Source organism: Citrobacter sp. GW821-FHT02E08, assembly GCF_059421685.1.
Map to the genome: position 1 here is coordinate 1 of NZ_JBWKVL010000009.1, position 18,255 is coordinate 18,255.

The 18,255-nt window shown below is 52.7% G+C and carries 13 protein-coding genes and 1 pseudogene; all 14 read right to left on the minus strand.

Translation table 11 applies throughout. From position 1 onward, the window contains the following. The coding region (locus AC07UY_RS12835) for an RHS repeat-associated core domain-containing protein (protein ID WP_494701357.1) at positions 1–332 on the minus strand (332 nt) is incomplete at its 3' end. Between the two features lie 238 nt (positions 333–570). Beyond that, positions 571–906, minus strand: coding sequence for a hypothetical protein (locus AC07UY_RS12840; protein WP_494701356.1), 336 nt, complete (start codon positions 904–906; stop codon positions 571–573). A 38-nt stretch (positions 907–944) separates the two neighbouring features. Continuing rightward, positions 945–1,352, minus strand: coding sequence for a hypothetical protein (locus AC07UY_RS12845; RefSeq protein WP_494701355.1), 408 nt, complete (start codon positions 1,350–1,352; stop codon positions 945–947). Between the two features lie 176 nt (positions 1,353–1,528). Continuing rightward, positions 1,529–1,921 carry a hypothetical protein gene (locus AC07UY_RS12850; RefSeq protein ID WP_494701354.1) on the minus strand — a complete coding sequence of 131 codons (393 nt, stop codon included), beginning with the start codon at positions 1,919–1,921 and terminating at the stop codon, positions 1,529–1,531. Position 1,922: 1 nt separating this feature from the next. Further along, positions 1,923–5,816, minus strand: a complete 3,894-nt coding sequence (locus AC07UY_RS12855; RefSeq protein WP_494701353.1) for an RHS repeat-associated core domain-containing protein — start codon at positions 5,814–5,816, stop codon at positions 1,923–1,925. 362 nt (positions 5,817–6,178) lie between these two features. Continuing rightward, positions 6,179–8,224, minus strand: a pseudogene (locus AC07UY_RS12860) (type VI secretion system Vgr family protein); the annotation flags it as partial. Positions 8,225–8,248: 24 nt separating this feature from the next. Further along, on the minus strand, positions 8,249–8,632 hold the full coding sequence (locus AC07UY_RS12865; RefSeq protein ID WP_494660350.1) for a hypothetical protein: 384 nt from the start codon (positions 8,630–8,632) through the stop codon (positions 8,249–8,251). Beyond that, complete coding sequence (locus tag AC07UY_RS12870) at positions 8,629–9,384, minus strand: hypothetical protein (protein WP_494660349.1); 756 nt, start codon at positions 9,382–9,384, stop codon at positions 8,629–8,631. Before AC07UY_RS12870 ends, AC07UY_RS12865 begins: the two co-directional genes overlap by 4 nt. A 446-nt stretch (positions 9,385–9,830) precedes the next feature. After that, complete coding sequence (locus AC07UY_RS12875) at positions 9,831–10,100, minus strand: hypothetical protein (RefSeq protein ID WP_494701352.1); 270 nt, start codon at positions 10,098–10,100, stop codon at positions 9,831–9,833. After that, a complete protein-coding gene (locus tag AC07UY_RS12880) occupies positions 10,090–11,073 on the minus strand; it encodes a hypothetical protein (RefSeq protein WP_494701351.1) in 984 nt (327 codons plus the stop codon). The genes AC07UY_RS12875 and AC07UY_RS12880 overlap by 11 nt, the downstream gene beginning before the upstream one ends. Further along, the gene (locus AC07UY_RS12885; RefSeq protein WP_494701350.1) at positions 10,959–11,729 is read right to left on the minus strand and encodes a TagF domain-containing protein; all 771 of its coding nucleotides are present in this window, start codon (positions 11,727–11,729) and stop codon (positions 10,959–10,961) included. The genes AC07UY_RS12880 and AC07UY_RS12885 overlap by 115 nt, the downstream gene beginning before the upstream one ends. Beyond that, positions 11,729–15,589 (minus strand): type VI secretion system membrane subunit TssM, encoded by a 3,861-nt coding sequence (gene tssM, locus AC07UY_RS12890; protein ID WP_494701349.1) that lies wholly within the window; start codon positions 15,587–15,589, stop codon positions 11,729–11,731. The genes AC07UY_RS12885 and tssM overlap by 1 nt, the downstream gene beginning before the upstream one ends. Further along, positions 15,589–16,914, minus strand: a complete 1,326-nt coding sequence (gene tssL / locus AC07UY_RS12895) for a type VI secretion system protein TssL, long form (RefSeq protein WP_494701348.1) — start codon at positions 16,912–16,914, stop codon at positions 15,589–15,591. Before tssL ends, tssM begins: the two co-directional genes overlap by 1 nt. Beyond that, entirely contained in the window at positions 16,911–18,254 is a 1,344-nt protein-coding gene (gene tssK / locus AC07UY_RS12900) for a type VI secretion system baseplate subunit TssK (RefSeq protein ID WP_494660343.1), read from the minus strand. The genes tssL and tssK overlap by 4 nt, the downstream gene beginning before the upstream one ends. Between the last annotated feature and the right edge of the window lies 1 nt (position 18,255).

The following is an 18,255-nucleotide window of genomic DNA, read 5'->3' on the forward strand; positions in this document are numbered from 1 at the left end:
GAATTAACAAATGGCCCTAATGCTTCGCTTACATCCAACCCTTGCGGATCTATTTTTGATACAGGGTTCAACGGATAATTGTAGAGATTCCATCCCCCTGCTAACCCAATCGGATCCTGCGTAATATACCGCCCCAGCATCGGATCGTAATAACGATGGCGGTTGTAGTGCAGTCCCGTTTCCTCATCATAGTGCTGGCCCTGCATTCTGAGCGGCTGATACAGCTTTTTCGGGTTGCGGCCTGCCACAATGTTACCCCACGGATCGAACTCTGCCTGCCAGTCTCTCCCTGCTGATTGAGCAGCGCCAGCGGTGTGCCAAGGTGATCGCAATAGTATAAATGCACCTTCGGAACCACCGCCTCAGGTAACGGCTTAAACAGCGGCAACAGGCGATCCGGTGTCAGTTGTGACACCGCCAGCCACTGCTGGCTCTGTGGGCTTAACTGCCCGTCGTGCAGCTCCTGCTCAAGCTGGTTAAGTCGCTGTGTCACATCCGGAGTAAACGCAATCCCCGACTCCTGTGCCAGCGTCGACACCGACTCAGGGATATTACCGCTTTCTATTGATTTTAATGCTCTAGATTAAGTGAATGGCAAAGAGACATTAATTCATCAGAGAGATCAGTTCTCATACATACACTTTCGATACATCCTCGATCCCCGAGGCAAATAATTTGTTTCAACATTTCCATTGGCGTCTCTTTTTTTTCTGACAATTCTTCAAATATTACTGATGAAAACTCTCTTTTAGGTAAAGACATTACTAGGTTTACACAATATTCAATGGCTTTTGCATTACAAATTTCAGATGTATCCACAGAGACATCATCATTACTTTCCCATTCATCACAAAAATTTAGATAATCATGTGCATTTATCTTAAGAGTGATTTTTATAATTTTCATTCCCCCCTCCAAAACTTATATTAAATAAGAGCAATGTATTATATTGCCCCAGGGCCATCCTGCTCCCCACCTAAAATATTTAACACACCACACATGCCCAAATCTCCATTTGCACATTCAGATTTAGCTTCTGCAGTAAGAAGATCGTGTAATGTCAATACGTCACCCACAATAGAAAGTTTGCCAATTTTCTTAAGGAACTCAGTCCATTTTACCAAAGACTTTTTGGATAAACTGCACAATTCCTTCCCTGTCGATTTATTGTATATATTCCCTTTCTTATCAATAATTTGATTTTCATCATAAATATGACCATGCGGGTTGCTTGGCCATGGGTCTACATCATTGCTATGCACCTGTATTTTTTTCCCATCAAGTTTAATGGTTGCTAAACCTAACGGATCTACCTCCAATAATGGATCAAGTGAGTATGAATAAATATTCATGCCCCCAGCTAATCCTATCGGATCGGGGTGGCGAATCTTCTCGATCGACGAATCATACAACTGGTTTCATTCGTAGGTTACTGAAACTTCTGCATCATAGTCAATACGCTACCGCCATGCTCTGATAAATCTAGTGTCTTCAATGATCACGGGTATATAAGAATTTTATCTACTTCTCAATTCCTTATTTTATCACAGTGACTAATTACTCCCGGAGACAGCAATTGTCTATATTTATTTAATTCCATTAAGTCAATTTTTGCTCCTGTTTTTAAATCATTGGATACAATTCCATTTACATCCACATATATATGTCGATCATTATTATTAAACAATAGTCGAACGGACGATGCAGAAAATTTATTTATTGAACCATCCCCTTTTAGTATATTTTCTAAATTTTCAATATCGCTATGATATCCTAGGTTCCATTTTTCATTACAATATTTTTCTATAGTGTCAGAAGTGATTCCAACATAAGTCCATCGATCAAATGGAAAATAATAAACATTAGTTCCTTTAGCAAAAGGAAACCAAAAAACAAAACTAAAGAAAATATACTTTAACACTTTACTCACCCCATTCATGGTTAATTCTTGGGCACATTCCTAAATCTGATCTGACTGGATTTTCAGCAAGCGTTAACATCAACATTCCATCAGAGCCATCACCTACATTCCAAAAAGCATGACCTATTTCGTGGGCTAATAAAATATCTGTAGGTGCTTCCTCTACCTTACGACTGTTGCAAGTAACATCAACATTTACTTTAGGGTGAAAATGAGGATCAACACTTATGATTCTTGATGTTGGTTTATAATAAGCAGTATTGTCTTCTTCGTTAGTGATTTTATATATATAAGGAGAAGCCTCTAAGGTACTAATCATTTTATTAGCGAAAGGTGATGAAACTTTCAATGACTTATATGCCGTAGCTAACTCTTGTTCCCCCAGATAAAAGACAACCAACCCAAGTGGATCTATATTCACGACAGGATTCAATGGATACTGATACGCATTCCATCCCCCCGCCAGCCCTATCGGATCCTGCGTGATATATCTCCCCTGCGCCGGATCGTAGTACCGGTGCAGGTTATAGTGTAGCCCCGACTCCTCGTCATACCACTGGCCCGGCAGCCTCAGCGGTTGCTCCATCTTCTTCGGATTGTCTTCGGACAGAACATTTCCCCACGGATCAAGTTCTGCTTTCCAGTCTGTCTGTCCTTCCGTGTTTATCAGTGCCACCGGTGTCCCCAAATGGTCGCACTGATACAGGTGAACACGGCGGATATTCACCACCGGCAGCGGGTCAAGCTGCGCCGCCATCAATTGTGCTGGGATGTTCGCAAATTCCAGCCAGTTGCAGCTTCTTTCCGACAGGTTTCCGGTCCGCAGGTCTTCCTCCAGACGCTCCATGTCTTCATACTCCTGCGCGGTAAACGGTATCTGGCTGCACTGCTGCAACTTCTGCACAAGTGGAGTATACGGTTCATCTCCACCGTCGCTTTCAATGCGCAGCAGCGGCGTAAAGCTGCCGGGTTCGTAGAGTGTGTGAACTTTTCGGTTGTTGGTCTGCGTCAGCACCAGCCGGTCGCCATCCCACCCATAGCGCGTGGTGTCGCTCTGGTTATTGCGTTTTACTGTTTTGCTGATGCGCCGTCCGTACGGGTCGTACTGATAGCGGGCCTGTGTGACCGTACCTGCCGGGGTCTGTTTCTCATAGCCCGTTAAGCGGTGCTGCAGGTCGTAAGTGTAAAGATGTTTCTCCCGCTCATTGCTCTTTTTAATCAGGTTGCCCCACACATCGTACTCATACTGCCACTGGCTGTCTTTTGCCGGGCGGTTGTCGAACTGCTGTCGTCCTTCCCCGTCCACCCGGTTGCCCACCGGGTCATAGCGGTAGTCCGCGTTAAGCCCCGGCTGCACCGCGCTGATTAAGCGCCCGTTGTCGTCGTAACCGTACCGGCGTTCTTCACCAATATTGGTGAGCTGACCCCGGATGTCGTACCGGTAGTCCTGCATCTCACTGCCGGTAACCCGCGCTGCCAACTGACCCGCTGCCGTGTAGCGTCGCTGCTCCCGGTAAGGCCCGAACACCCGCTCCGCTTCCCGGTGTCGTTTGTCCCGCGTCAGCTCCACCATCACATGACCGCCCAGGCTGACGCCGATAAGATGCCCGCTGCCGTAGCGCTGCCAGCCGGTCTGCGGCAGTGCGCCGTACTGCGTCTGTTGCTCGTTATCCAGTGCGTCGTAACGGTGACGGCTTTTATGCTGCCAGATGGCCTCCCCGTCGACGTTATATGCGGTCTGCACTTCTTCGGCGATGCGCCCGCCTGCGTCATAGCGCCAGCTGACACCGCCGGTGTCGTCCCGGACTTCAGCCGTCTGACCCGCATCTGTGTACCGGTAATGCTGTGTCCGGGTGTCACCCTTCGCACCAGTGCTGTGTAACTGGATAAGTTGTCCCGCGTCGTCGTACTGATAATGGTGGGTGATGTCCCCGTCCTGACGCAGTATCAGCTGTCCTGCCATATCGTAGCGATAACGCTGTGTTCTGCCGTCAAACGCCACCTCCTCCGTCAGCCGGTCCATTGCGTCATAGCTGAACTTGTACGGACGCCGGTTCTCGTTAGTCAGGCCAGTGAGCCGCCCCGCCAGGTCGTAATGGTATTCCCGCACCAGCCCGCCCTGGCGGGATTCGGTGAGATGACCGCGTTTGTCACGGGTCAGAAGTTGTTCACTACCATCCGGAAGAATCACCCCGGTAAGGTCGCCCGCTCTGTTGTACTGGTAACGGGTGGTCCGTCCTTCAGCGTCGGTGCTGCTGACCCGGTTGCCGCGTGCGTCATATTCGTGTGTGAGGTGGCTGCCTTCCTCGCCGCGGGTTTCGGTCAGGTTGCCCCACGGGTCGTAAGTATATGTGGTTTTATAACCGCTACAGTCGGTATAACAAACAAGCTGCCCGTGGCGGTCCCACTGCAGCTGTTTCCTGCCGCCGCTGGCGTCTTCGATTTCCACTGGCAGGTCGCTTGCGACACCGGCATAGTGGTAGCGGGTGATGCTGCCATCTGCCGCCATTTGTGCGGTTATCCGGCCCAGTGCGTCATAGTCGCTGCGGGTGGTGGTGCCGTCCGGGTACAGCGTGGCGATAAGCTGGCCCTGACGGTTATAATCAAAACGGACTTCTTTCCCGTCCGGCCCTTTAATGCTGCTGACGTCACCGCTGACCACATCCAGCGCATACGCGGTCTTTCTGCCCAGCGGATCAGTACTGGTAGTCAACCGCCCGCTGGCATCGTACTTTTTCTGCTCGCTGCTGCCGTCCGGGTGGTCAATTCTGACCACCCGCTTTAAGCCGCCTTCACCTTTGGTGTGATACGTCCGTTGTCTGCCGTCGCTGTAGGTGACAATGGTTTTGTCCGGCTGGTAGTCAAAATGATAGTCCAGCCCCTGACCATCTTCGGTTATCTGTCGTACCGCCCGGCCTTTGTCGTCGAACTCATACGCCGTCGCCGGACGGCCGGTATGTCGCTGACCGCTCATCCGACCGGGATGGGCTGGGTGATAAACAAAGGCACGCACCTCCAGACCGCTGCGGTCAGACACGCTGACCAGTTCGCCGCGCGTACTGTAGCCGTAACGCGCCAGCGGTTGTTCCGGTATCGTCTCGCCGCCATCCTGCGCCAGCCACACGGCCGCCAGCCGGATGCCACTGTCGTTTTCCGTTCCGGCAACCGCCTGTATCAGTTCAAGCCGGTAACGCCGTCCACTGCCGTCGGTGACGCCGGTGATACGCCCTGCAAATTCACCTTCCTGCGCCCGTTCCAGCACCATGCTGCGCCCGAAACGGTCACGCTGCATCTGCAGCAGCTGACGGCCCGGCTGCACCGCACCTTCATGGCTGAATATCCACCAGGGTCCCAGTGAGTCGCTGGTCACAAAGTACAGCTCAGGGTGATGCCGTGCCTCTTCCGGGAGCGTCTGCCACAGCGGTTGCAGCACGTCCGACTGCCCGCCCTCCAGGACGGCGGCACCGCCACGCACTATCCATAGCTTTTCACTGCGGCTGTAGATCAGCTCACCGGCATCAAGTGGGTCGAAGGTGATGCTACGGCCTTTATCGTCATTGAGGATAAGCGTGTCTGGCGTGGTGAGCAGGCTGACTTCTGCCGCCTGGCTCCAGCCGGGGCCGAATAACCCCACCGGCGCTGGTGTCGGTGTGCGGTAACTGGAGTAGCTGCGGCTGATAACAAAGGGCACCGGACCGGGCAGCGCGACATCCACCTCATCGGGCAGGACTTTGGCTCCGAGTATGGGGTTAACCGGGTCGCCTTCGGTGACGCCGCCGGGACACACGGAACAGGCAATGCCGCCCTGACTGCCTATCAGCACAGTGCGTGAACCCTGCACAATCTGACCATTTGCCACGCCGTCGCTTATCCGGCTCGCGGGTTTTCCACTCATGATGTTGTCTCCTGCTGTCCGGTTTCGGGAGTCGGTGCGGGCTTTTGCGTCGCTTCGCAGTTCCACTGTATGGTTCCGGCGTCACCGTTCAGGGCTTTCTCAGCCTGAAATTCGATATGGGTCCCCTGTAAATAGATACCCCCCTCTTTGTCGAGGACCAGACGCGCTTTACCGCAAACCAGTTCAAGCTGGTCATCCGCGCTGTACACGCTGGTTTTGCCAGCACTCTCGCGGATATGTTGCCCTGCAGTCAGACGATAAATTTGACCGATATCAGCGCTATACTGTTGACCTACCAGTAGTTTTTTTGTCAGCCCAACTTCAGCGGCCTGAAACAACCCAATCAGGGAATTCATCGCAACGCCGACGTTGCGGCTGTAAGCGATGCCAATGTTCATCATTTTGTTGATGCCGGTTTTTTCGACTGCGTTCAGGTCTACCGTGGACGTGCGGTTTTTGTGGATACTGATGCTTTCATTCAGATCAACAGTTTCAATGCGGTTTTTGTGGACAATGACGGTTTCGTTACCGTCAATGGTTTTACGGCGGTTATTACCGACCCAGTGGCTTTCATCATGTTCGACTTCGATGCGCTGATCTTTTTCGGCGTGCAACCAGACTTCTTCCTGGCCGGGTTTATCTTCAAAGCGCAGGGCGTTGGCATTGTCGTAACCGCCAGTAATGCTGCGGCTGTAGATCCCGCTCTGGGTGGCGTTATCCGGCAGTCCCCACGGCGGCATGGTGTCCTGGTTATAAGTTCGTCCCACGATGATCGGTAAGTCTGGATCACCGTTTTTGAAATCCACCAGAACTTCCTGGCCGATGCGCGGGATCTGGATCATCCCGAATCCTTTACCCGCCCAGGGGTAGCTGACCCGGATCCAACAGGAACTGTTTTCGTCCCGTTTGCCGTAACGATCCCAGCCAAACTGCACCTTCACCCGGCCGTATTTGTCCGTCCAGATTTCCTGCCCTGCCGGGCCGGTGACGATGGCGCTCTGCGGGCCTTTCGTGTGCGGCTTGCTTACCGTCCGTTGCAAGCGATAGACTTCGCTGGTTGGATGCAGTTCAAATGTGGTGACATAGGTAAAATGCTGATCCTGGCCGCTATTCTGCGCGTTATCCTGCACAAACAGCGTGGTCTGCACTAGCAGGTATTCCCGGTTCACTTCGGCTGTCGGGTGATTCATCAGCGTGAAGGTATTGCCTGTCATCAGCGTGCGGATATTCCCACCGCCATGTACCCGGCTGCCTGGGCTGCGCTGTGCCTCCATGCGGACACGCGTCAGCATCTCGCCTTCACCCTTGTTGAAGTAGTCTCCCGGCCATTCGTAATGCTCATAGTTGGCATGCCCGGTTTTACGCGGGTTTGCCACCGTATTCGCTAATAGTGAGCGAGGCTTCATAAAATCGAAATCGTCCAGCACCCACTGCCCGGCGCGCAGGCTTTCATTTGCCGTGATGGTGTGGATAAACTCTTTATCCAGCTTCAACCCTTCCTGGTGCCATTCCACCACCGGTGAGTCTGGGCATACTTTGTGGGCACTAATGACATCGGCCAGTACCAGCGTGTGGCTGTCTTCGCTGTGTTCGAACCACCAGTAAATCCCCCACTCCTGCATAAGTCGCTGGATAAAATCAAAATCCGTCTCGCCGTACTGCACCTGCCATGTTCTTGTCGGATAGTTTTCCACCAATCGCTTTTCAACCGGGTATGGGTATTCAGCCAGAACTTCATCAAGAATGTTCACCACAGTTTTGTTCTGGAACGCTTTGTAATCACTGGTATGGGTTAGTAGCTTCAGCCACGGCTCAATGCGCAGTTCATACGTTACCGAACGACCCTCATGACCCACCACCCTCGCCGCCGTCACCAGCCCGCTGATATACCGTTTACCGCCGCCGTCAAGTTCCATATTGACACACAGGTCTTTACCAACCATCGGTTTGAGTGGCAGGTTGGCTGCGGGGGAAACGTAGCCGAGATTCAGTGTGTCCAGGGTTTTAAGCTGCACGATGTAGGCAAACAGGGTACCGAGTTTCTCCGAACCGTTCAGACTTGCGAACAACAGCGACCCCGGCGGCACCGCGCTGCCACTCACCGTCACGTTATGCGCCCCCGGCCCGCCGGAGACAGACGATGACATAACATCCAGCGCTGAACTGGCCATATCGGATATTCCCACTGCGGTTGCGGCGACCTGCGCTGCCGCTACTGCAGCTTTAACCAGCCCCGACGGCTCAGGCAGGTCGCCAAACAGCGTCTCCACCGCTTGCTCCGCTGCCCCCGTAATATCTGAGGCGGCTGAACCTGCACTAACACCACCGCTTTCACCGGCTATTGGAAGCGTAGTGATATCTGACCCACTGCTCCCAACAGATTTATTACCCGTAGATACAAAACTCATGGTGTTTACTCCTTTAATTCAGGATTAAAATTCAGCCCCTGGCGGCCAGAAAACATAAGAAATAACTATCCATTGCCCATCTTTATTATGAAGCCAACATGTCAAATTTAAATCACCCTTCAAGTGCCAGAACATTTCTTTTATAGGGATGTTTTTGAATTCAGAATTTTTTGACGGATAGGTTCGTTCTATACCTCTATAATAAATACCAACAAAATCATGTCGAGGTTTTATGAACTGATGTTCAGGCCTACCATATTGCCCTACAAGAAATCCTTCACTGTTGCCTCTGTGCACCTCATTCCTGTTATTGTAGTATTCAAGATTTGGGGGGGATTCAGGAACCTGAGCAACACATATTGCCACCACATCCCACATCAAAAATAAAAAAATATAATTACGTATCATTCCCCCATACTCACAAGAGAAAAAGTAGTATTCGCAAACATTTCATTTAATCTTTTAATAACGGTTTTAAAATAGCGAGGGCGTAATTCCATACCAATATTCATTAATGCATGAACATCTGATGAATTTGGTAACCTTTCTTTTCTTTCTTTCTCATTATCATAATATTCATCATTATTTTCGCTCATTTCGCTACCGAGCCACCCCATTATATGACCAACTTCATGAGGCACGCCTATTTGACCATCAATACAAATTTTTTCTTTACCATAATCACATAAATGAGAATATTCTATATCCTTTATTTCGAACTGAATCGACCGCTGATAATGCCATACATAAGTTTCTTCAAAATCATCCGAGTTAACTTTGTATACAGTCACCCACCAATGCTGATTCCTGTTCACAGGAATAATTTCTATTCCAAAAGAAAGTTTTTTACCTGAAAATTTTCTGGCAAAATCCGAATAGCCTGAAACTGAAAACAATGCTTTACCGTTCCACACTTGCCGAATAGCCGAATCAGCCATTGTTGAAAAATGCGATTTCTCCAGCTCTGTCCAATCTCTTTTTACATTATCTTTTTTCGCCCAAAAATATTTCCATCTCAGTAATAGTGTGATTACTCCTGTTTCACGATCTATTCTCAACTCCCCTTCATCATAATTTTTCCTGATGTATTGTTTATCCAGAATTAAGCTATCATAAGTATCATATGCCTGCTGAATTGCTTCATCACGAGAATTGCCCATATTTGCCTCCATATATTACTGATTCGTTTCCTATCTGCACACTCGTTGTTATATTCTTTGTATAGCTATTTTCAGAATCATGATGCGTATTGTTTTGCCGCCAATTGTAGACCGTCCACATACTGCCCTTCGCTGTTCTGCTGCCAGAACCAGCCCTGACGGTTCCGGCGATCACCACACCGGCGGGGCAGTTGCTGAGCCAGCGCTCATACCACCACTTTCTCAGGTTATCGGGGGAGTGGTGATAACGGGTCTATTACCATTACCGGATTTATTGCCTATGGATGCAAAACTCATGGTATTTACTCCTTTAATATCGGATTAAAATAAACCGTCTGGAAACTAGGTTAATATTGACAACAAATTTGCATTACACTATTTGTAGTAAAAACGGCCTGATTATTATTAGATATAAGAATAAGCAAACTTAATAAATGCCACGTTATTTATCTTATTTTTTTAAAAACAAACAAAATAAGCGGCATGCTAATTAAAAAACCAGCAAATGAGGCAAGCGACGTATTATCACGATCCGCAACCAGTCCATCCACAAACGAACCGCACTCAGAAGGAGTGATATTTCCGCCCATATTCATGGCTTCCATGGTTATTGAGAAATTCAGTACAGATATAAAGTTAAAAAAGAACATCACCGCAAAATAAATAATGCAGATAAATATAATGCTTCCCCAACGAATCCAGAATTTATTTATCATCGTATGTACTTCCTAATGAACCACCAAACGTATCACCAGAATAGGGTGTTCCAGACCCCATTGAAGCGGAACTTTCCGCTCCCATCCCCATTGTTGCAGCACTTGAACCCTCAGCAGAAGGTTCTTTATTTTCGACATTATAATATTGTTGTCGGAATTTACTGGTCATATCTACTACCTGCATGGATGAAAAGTCAGATTTTTTTTCAACAAGGTATCGCTGCAATGAATATGGGATCGTGAAATCGATTTCAGTATCCACTGGTCGCTGTGTCGAAGAAACTGTACCAACAGGCAACGGAGTCGCTGGCAATATGTATTTCGTTTCAAACACCTTAGATCCGGAATACTTTACTGCGGCAACAGAATGGGTCGTACAATTATTTCCGGTCACGTCATAGACGTCAATTGTGCGTCCCCGTGATTTTATTCGGTCTGTCATATTTTTTATCGAAACAGGTGATTTTGCGGCATTCCATAAATTCTCAAAGAATTCACGCACTAATATAGGATTAGCATCATTGATTTTGAATACACGCGCTTCCATCTCATAAAGCTCATAGCGATAATAATATCTGGCATCATCCCCTTCAAAGAAATTCAAAATGCCATCCCCTACTGTCATGCTGGATCCGGTTCTTCCGTATCGCCCATAGGTGTACAGATAAACGGTATTATTCATGTGCACCGAAACAAAAGCATGGCCAGAGCCATTTATCTCAACCCATAAAAACACACCATTTCGCAATAAATTATCTTCTGGTCTACAAATGCTTGTGAAGCTGTTTTGCATTCTCTTTGTCTGTGCAACCTTCCACCTGTTTTCCGCATTTTTCATTCTTCCCTGCCTTTTTGTTTTCACAATCGCTCTTCTGTCATCAGCCGCAGCGCATCCACATACCGCCCTTCGCTGTTTTGCTGCCAGAACCAGCCCTGCCTTGGTTGAGCCTGTGCCAGCATTTTTACTGGCCATCCCGGCCACGGCAGGTGGCGTACACCCGGCAGTTCGACCACTGGTGCATCGGGCAATCCGGTCAATTCCCGGCTGCGCTGCGGCACACGACGCAACCCGCGCAGCCACTGCGTCCATCGCGGCCCCGGTTGCCACATGGCCCATAACTGGTCTGTTTGCACCGCCAGTCGCCCGTGCCGCTCTACCTGAGGCGACACATGCTGCGCCGCCATCCTCGCCAACCAGTACAGCCAGCCCTGGGTTTCCGGCAATGTCTTTTCAAGCCATTCCCGCCCGCTGCGCTGGTAAATCACCAGCGGCCACGGCCTGCCCACGCTGTCGCGCGAAGCCACAACTACCCCGGTCAACCATTCATCCCGGCTGCTCACGGGCAAAAATCCCGGCGACAGTACAAAACTCCACGGCAACGGATGGTGCAACTCCGGCACTGGCGTTTCATGCGGTGACAGCCGCATCCAGCCATCATGTTCTTCATTGGTATCAGCCTGCCCTTGCGGCTGCACAATATGGCGTCCGTGGCCCAGCCAGGTCTGCTCGTTCAGCCACGTCTGCCAAACCTGCTCCTCCTGCGCACTCACCCGCCAACGCACGTAATCCCGCTGATCCGGCAGTTTGCCGAAAATTGCCGGAGCCGATATCCTCGCAGTCCGGCGCATTACAACGTCCTCGCCGGGCAACTAAAATCCTGCAACAGTTCCCGGTTCACAGGGTCAAAATCCCGTCCTGCGGTGATTTCCAGTACCACCCGCCGTCCGTCAAAATCGTATTCCACCTGCTGCGTTCCCCGCACCGCGGTTTCCTGCGCAATCCCGGCATCCAACAGATGAAACAGTGCCCATGGTCCTCCGGTCAACAGCGTGGAGGTATCCTGCCGAATACGCGGGCTGGCGGTGATTTCTGCCATCGAACCGTTGCGCGGTCCCGGCCAGTTCACTTTCAGCGGTCGGTCCGGGCCGTGGGCATAGCGCAATACCTGACCATCAATGTCAATCACCAGCTCCGTAATGGCCGGGTCCATCTCTGCCACGCGAATTTGCATCGCCCAGGAGAACTTTTTCCCGCCTTCCCCGTTAAAGAACACGCTGCGGATATGCTTCGCCTGTTGAAATGGCGTCAGATCCGGTCCCTGCAATGTCATGTTTCCTTCGGTTGGTTTGTAACGCCACGGGTTGCTGGCGGTGTCCACCATCGGCGCCAGTTGTTTGCTCCAGAACGCATCCAGCACGCCGCCGGTGGCGAAAATACGGTTAAAGTCCTCCGTGCTGACCTCCTGCGGGCTGTCGGCGAAAGGGTATCGTCCGTCAACGGTATCCCGGCAGTCGTCGCCAATCACCGACTCCATCTGTGCATTCAGCACCTCTCCGGTTCCGGCGTTAATTTTGCGCGTTCCCTGCTGCGTCAGATCCAGCAGGATATTTTTTAGCGGCGCGGGCAGTTTTGCTGCTTCCAGTTGCAGTTTATCCGCAGCACTGATGCGCCCCGGCAGGGTGCTGGCCGCCAGCGCACTGTCGGCAATGGTGAGCTGTGTGTAATATTCGTTGAGCATGGTCAGCAGCGAATTCAGCTGTGTTGCGCCGCCGCTATCGCCATGCCCTAAGACCACCTCCCTCAGCGCGGCAAAACGGTCGTCTACCAGCGTTTTCTCCAGCCGTTCTTCCGGGTGAATATCCTGAAACAACTTCGCCGTCTGCGCCGCTCTGCCAGACAGCCTGTCCTGCGCACGCTGCGCCAGTGCTTTCTGTTTTGCCTGTGCATCCAGCGGCGGCACCAGTGTGGTCTGCTCCACCACCGCCTTTCCCAGCCGCATCAACGGTGAGTCCGGCGATGAGAAGGTACGCAGTACCTGCAAGTCATACGCCAGACCTGAGCCCCCTTCCTCTCCGGCGCTGTTGATGCTGTGAATGCTTTCCAGAAAGTCCTGCCAGCGTCGGGCGTATTCAGCTAAATACAGGTGGCGCACCTCGCGGGTAACGGGCAATTCTTGACCCGGCAACTGTTCCATCAACGCGTCAGCCGTTTTTTTTTGCGCGCTCTCCCGACCCATCACCCAGCCATCGTCTTCAGAGGCCGCTGCAACAAACTCCGGCAGACGTTTGTCGAACAGGTTCCGGTAGCCCTCGCGGGTAAAAATACCCGGCACACCCCGGTCCAGCGCTGCGCCGTTTGTGCGCACAAAGACCGTTCCTGCATCTGCCCCTACCGCACGTACCAGGGTGAACTCCTGCGGCGCTTCGCTTTCCATGGCGGCCAGCGCCCGTGCATAGATGCGTTCGGTACTGGTATGTTGGTCAAGAAAAGCCCGAGCCTGCCGAATCAGGTCTTCGTTCCTGTCATACGGTGAATGCACCACCCGACTGCCGTCAAACAGGGCTTCGATATGTTCCAGCACGGCAGCGCGCCCACCAAATTCCGTAACGCTGTCATTGTTTTCCAGATCCTTGAGTACCCATGTCTGGATCTCTGCCGCGTTGTATTTATCCTCATGATCCTTGTCCAGATTCAGCAGCAGATAGACACGCAGGGCGTCATACGCCGCTTTGCTGTCCTCGCGGGCGATGGCATCCGCCAACACATACTCCATACGCTTCACCAGCGGCGGCAACAGCAGTTGATCCAGCAGGCGATCATACAGCGATGCCACGCTCTCCATCACGGGTGGTACGCTGTACAGGCCGTAGCGCCAGGCCAGCGGTGGTGAGTCCGGATCCAGCCCCGGCCAGGCAGATAACGCCCGCGCCTGGTTCAGTAACGCCGGAACCGGCTGCATCGCGGGTTTTCTCGTATACGCTTTTACATCGCCATCCAGCAGGGCAGCTCGCGCGCCGACCTCTTTCAGATAGCCCCCGTTGCCGAGCAGACTGCCTTGCATTCCCTGCCAAAGCCAGACGGCCAGCGCCAGCACCAGCAGGTGCCCGCAGGTCCGCAGCAGGCGATAACGCCAGGCCCACTGAAGGTTCGGTTCCACCAGGTGCGCTTCGCGGAAAATAAATCGGGTCAACAGATCATGCAGAAAATAGCTGCGATTGGCGTCCGGTAGCGCATGTGAAGGGGTTACAGCGTCCCCACCACGGGCGTTTCTTGTCGCCCGAACAAAACGCTGCCAGATACTCATCCGGTCAGCTATGACATCTGCCTGCGCCTGCGCCGCACTGGTGAAGAACACCCCGCGCAGCGTGTTGTGCAACTGGGTGGCGTCGAATTTTGAATCGAGGAAGATCTGGTCGATGGCTTCCAGTAACGGTATACCCAGCGCCGCAAACTCACGCGGGAAGCCATACAGTCGCTGGCGGCTGTGCAGGTCGTATTCCTCCTGTAACCGGGTATCCAGTCCCTGATCCAGCCGCAGTGTCAGGCGCGCCAGCTCCTGTTCGCAGGCAGTATGCAGCGCCTGTGGATCATTCGCTTTACGCCTGCGGCTGTAGGGCAACGCGAAACCCCAAACCTGCGCCCGGAGATGATTAGTCAGCGCACGGAAATATTCGGTAAACCCCGGCAGCAGATCCATTTTGGTGACCACCAGGTACACCGGAAATCGAATGCCCAGCGTCTCGCGCAGCTCTGCCAGTCGCGCTCGCAAGGCTGCACAGGTCGCCAGGCGCTCCGTCGGTGATTGCGCTGTAAGGTCCGCTACGTTCAGCGTCAGGATCACGCCGTTTAGCGGCGCACCGGGGCGATGTTTACGCAGCAGGCTGAGAAAACCCTGCCATTCTCCAGCATTACGCTGTGAAGCGCTCCCTTCGCCACCGTCATCATGGCGGGCATAACGACCGGCGGTGTCAATCAGCACCGCCTCGTTAGTGAACCACCAGTCGCAGTGCAGCGTACCGCCGCCGGGCACCGTCAGAATGCGAGAAGTCTGCTCCATCTGCTCCGCAAGCGGGAACGGTAATCCGGTGTTGAGCAGAGCGGTGGTTTTGCCATCGCCAGGACTGCCCACCACCATGAACCACGGCAGTTCGTACAGGAAGCGCTTCCCTTCAAATATTTTCCGCCAGCCGGGAATATCCACCCGCAGTTGTTTCAGTTGCCGGACCGCCCGCGAGACAATGTGGCTGACGGTACGCAAATCGGCTTTGATTTCCCCGGAGACCGACACATCGTCCCCTCGCGGATGCAGGAAACGGCGTAGTAAGTGTTCATCTACCCGTAACGCCCGCCATAGGCGGTACAGTCCGTACACTGCGTAAACCAGCAGAATTAAGCCAATCAGGGTCAGACGTATCCACAGCGGTGCAAACGGGCGCACCTCGCCAAACGCCAGCAGCGGCGAGATAAAGCCAATCACCAGACACAGGATACTGACGCCAATGATGCTCATCGACCAGTTAACCAGCCACAGGAGGAGCAACATCAGCAACAGGGCAATGGTGACCACCCGGCTGCCAACCGAATCCAACGGATGCAGCGCATCAAACGACACCAGCGGCCCAATGAACCAGATTAGCAGTGCCAGCAGTATGACCCCGGCAATCGCCAGCGCGCGGCGGGAAAAAAGCATATTCAGAAATTTTTGCATTATGGTTCCACCACCAGAATTTCCACCCGACGGTTCTGCGCCCGTCCGGTTTTGCTGCGGTTATCGGCCACCGGCACGGTGTCTCCCTTTCCGATCACGGTAATGCTCCCGGCGGGTACACCGCCGGATTTCAGCAGTACCGCCACCTCTGTCGCCCGTTTTTCCGACAACACCTGGTTGGACGGAAACGCCGCAGAATGGATCGGCTGACTGTCCGTGTGACCGGTGACAGTCACGGCACCACCGACATGAGCAATCTCCTGCGCCACCTTGTTAATCACCGGGCGCAGCGTGTCATTCACCGTTTGTTGCCCCGCCACAAACATCGCATCACCACGGAAAACCACTCGACTGTGATGTTCATCCTCATCAACCGTCAGAAAACCACGGGCGATTTCGTTCGCCAGCAAAATTTTCAGCCGTAGTTTTCTTGCTGCTACTGGCTGTGGAGACGGCGGTGGCGGCAGATGTTTGCCAATGGCGTTAATCTGTTGCTGTACCGCTCCGGTCTGTGCCGACATCCGGTAGCTGTAAAGCCCGAACAGTAACAACATAACCAGCAGGGCAATTCCGGCGCTCAGCCAGACCGGCACCCGACGCATTCGCCGCAATTGTCCGCTGACGGCCCCCTGAAATCCCGGAGAAAGTACAGGCGTAACCGGATCCCGACGTTGTGAAAGCTGCGTCAGCAGTTGCTGGCGAATGTCATCAAGCTGTTTACGCCCGTCAGGCCTTACGCTATAACGACCTTCGAATCCCAACCCCAAAATGTGGTAAATGATTTCCAGCACATCACCGTGCTCCTGGAAACTTCCCGCCAGACGCCCGATGATCTGGAACAGCTTGATCCCGCCCTCGCTTTCACCGTGAAAGGTCACCAGCAGACTTTTTCCGGCCCAGACCCCATGACTTCCCCACGGGGTGTTATTGGCAGCTTCGTCCAGCGCCGTACACAGGCAATAGCGCACCGCCAATACATGTTCACGCCGCAGGTTCGCCTGATCGCATAACGTCTGGTATAGATGCACCTCACGCTCCAGCAACGTGCGATAGTGCTCCACAAATCCATCCTCCAGCTCACCGGGCATCTGAGCCAATGCGCACAACAGAGGACGGGCAGCGGCCAGTAAGGGATTTGCAGCACGGCTGATTTCAGCCAGCCGGAGTTTAAGATCCGGGCCGTCCTCAATCACAACCTTCAAATCACGGCGGTTATCAGTCACGACGGCTTCATGTTCATTCCCGTCACGCAGTTGCGCCAGGGTCTGTGTGGCAGACTGAATGACCGGTTCTCCCGGTGCGAATGCGATGGTGTTGTCCGTCATTTATCCCGCACTCCCCACAGTTCCATAACCAGTCCCGGAAATTCCCCCGCGGTATGCATCGCCATTCCGCCATAACGAGCAATGTGTTCCCACAGCACCCCGTCGCGCCGAATATCGTAATAGATGTACCCGGACTGGAAAGGGATCTGGCGTGGTGGCACAGGCAGTACCTGTAAAACCAGCCCCGGCAGATGCGAACGAATAAGTTCAGGCAGGCGTTCAGACGGCCCGATTTTGGTTTGGGCGGAAAAATGTTGCAGCAGTGCATCGGAGGGCATCTGTGCCTTCACCGCCAGCACCAGAGCACTGAAACCGGATAGTTCGGAAGGCTCCACCACCGCATTAAGAATTCCGTAAGTGCCTTCTTCCAGCGTAATACGCTGCGCGCCCCGAATAAGCACCGCATTCAGCAGATACTGCACCTCGTCCACCACGGATTTCAGCCCGGCATATGGCGTCAGGTGTTTGTATTCTTGATATTCCCCCGGACGACGCGTCTGTGGTCGTACGTAAGTGGAGAGTTCTCCGGCCAGTTCAGATAAATAGCGGTAAAGCACTTCCGGCGACAGTGGTGTTTTCGCCAGGTGGATTAGCAGCGGATCAAAGCGGTTGAGGATTTGCAGCAGCAGATAATCCGAAACTTCCGCGGCTTCCTGACCGTGACTGTCGCTGCCGGTCAGTCGTTCTGCCAGCGAATCCGCACGCATCCGGATGAGATCGTTGATCCATGACAGCCAGGTACGCATCAGTGAGCTTGCCTGATAATTGGCAACTGGCGGGATCAGATCGTGGTCGATATCCACCCGGCCATCAGGGTGCAAACCCGTAATGCGGGTAAGCGGCAGTCCGATCCAGGCCCCCGTCACGGCCTTTTCCGGCAACAGACGCAGGCGCAGATGGCTGAGCTGTAACAACTGCGCCCCCCGCCCCAGCGAATTGGCGTCGCGAATGTCGCTTTCATGTACCGAGAAACGCGCCAGTGATTCCGGGTTATTATCAAAACTGGTTTCTTCACTGTTCGGCGTACGTACCGGAACCGCCAGGCAGATTTGTTGATTAAGATGTTCCGGCAGAATGGTCAGGGGCGGCGGCAACGGCGTGTGCCCTGGCGCATTAAACGCCGTGCCGTCGGCAAAAGTACCGGCTGCCTCTTTCAGTACCAATTTGCCGATATTCAGCGCTTCGTCATCAATATTGTATTCACTGAACCCCCAGAAAAAGGGTGACAGCGGCAGACTGCGATGGTGAATGACGTGTTCCAGATAGCGTTCCTGTTGCTGAAACATCTGTGGCAGCAGAAACTGTCCTTCGCTCCAGACAACCCGGTTATTCCAGCTCATA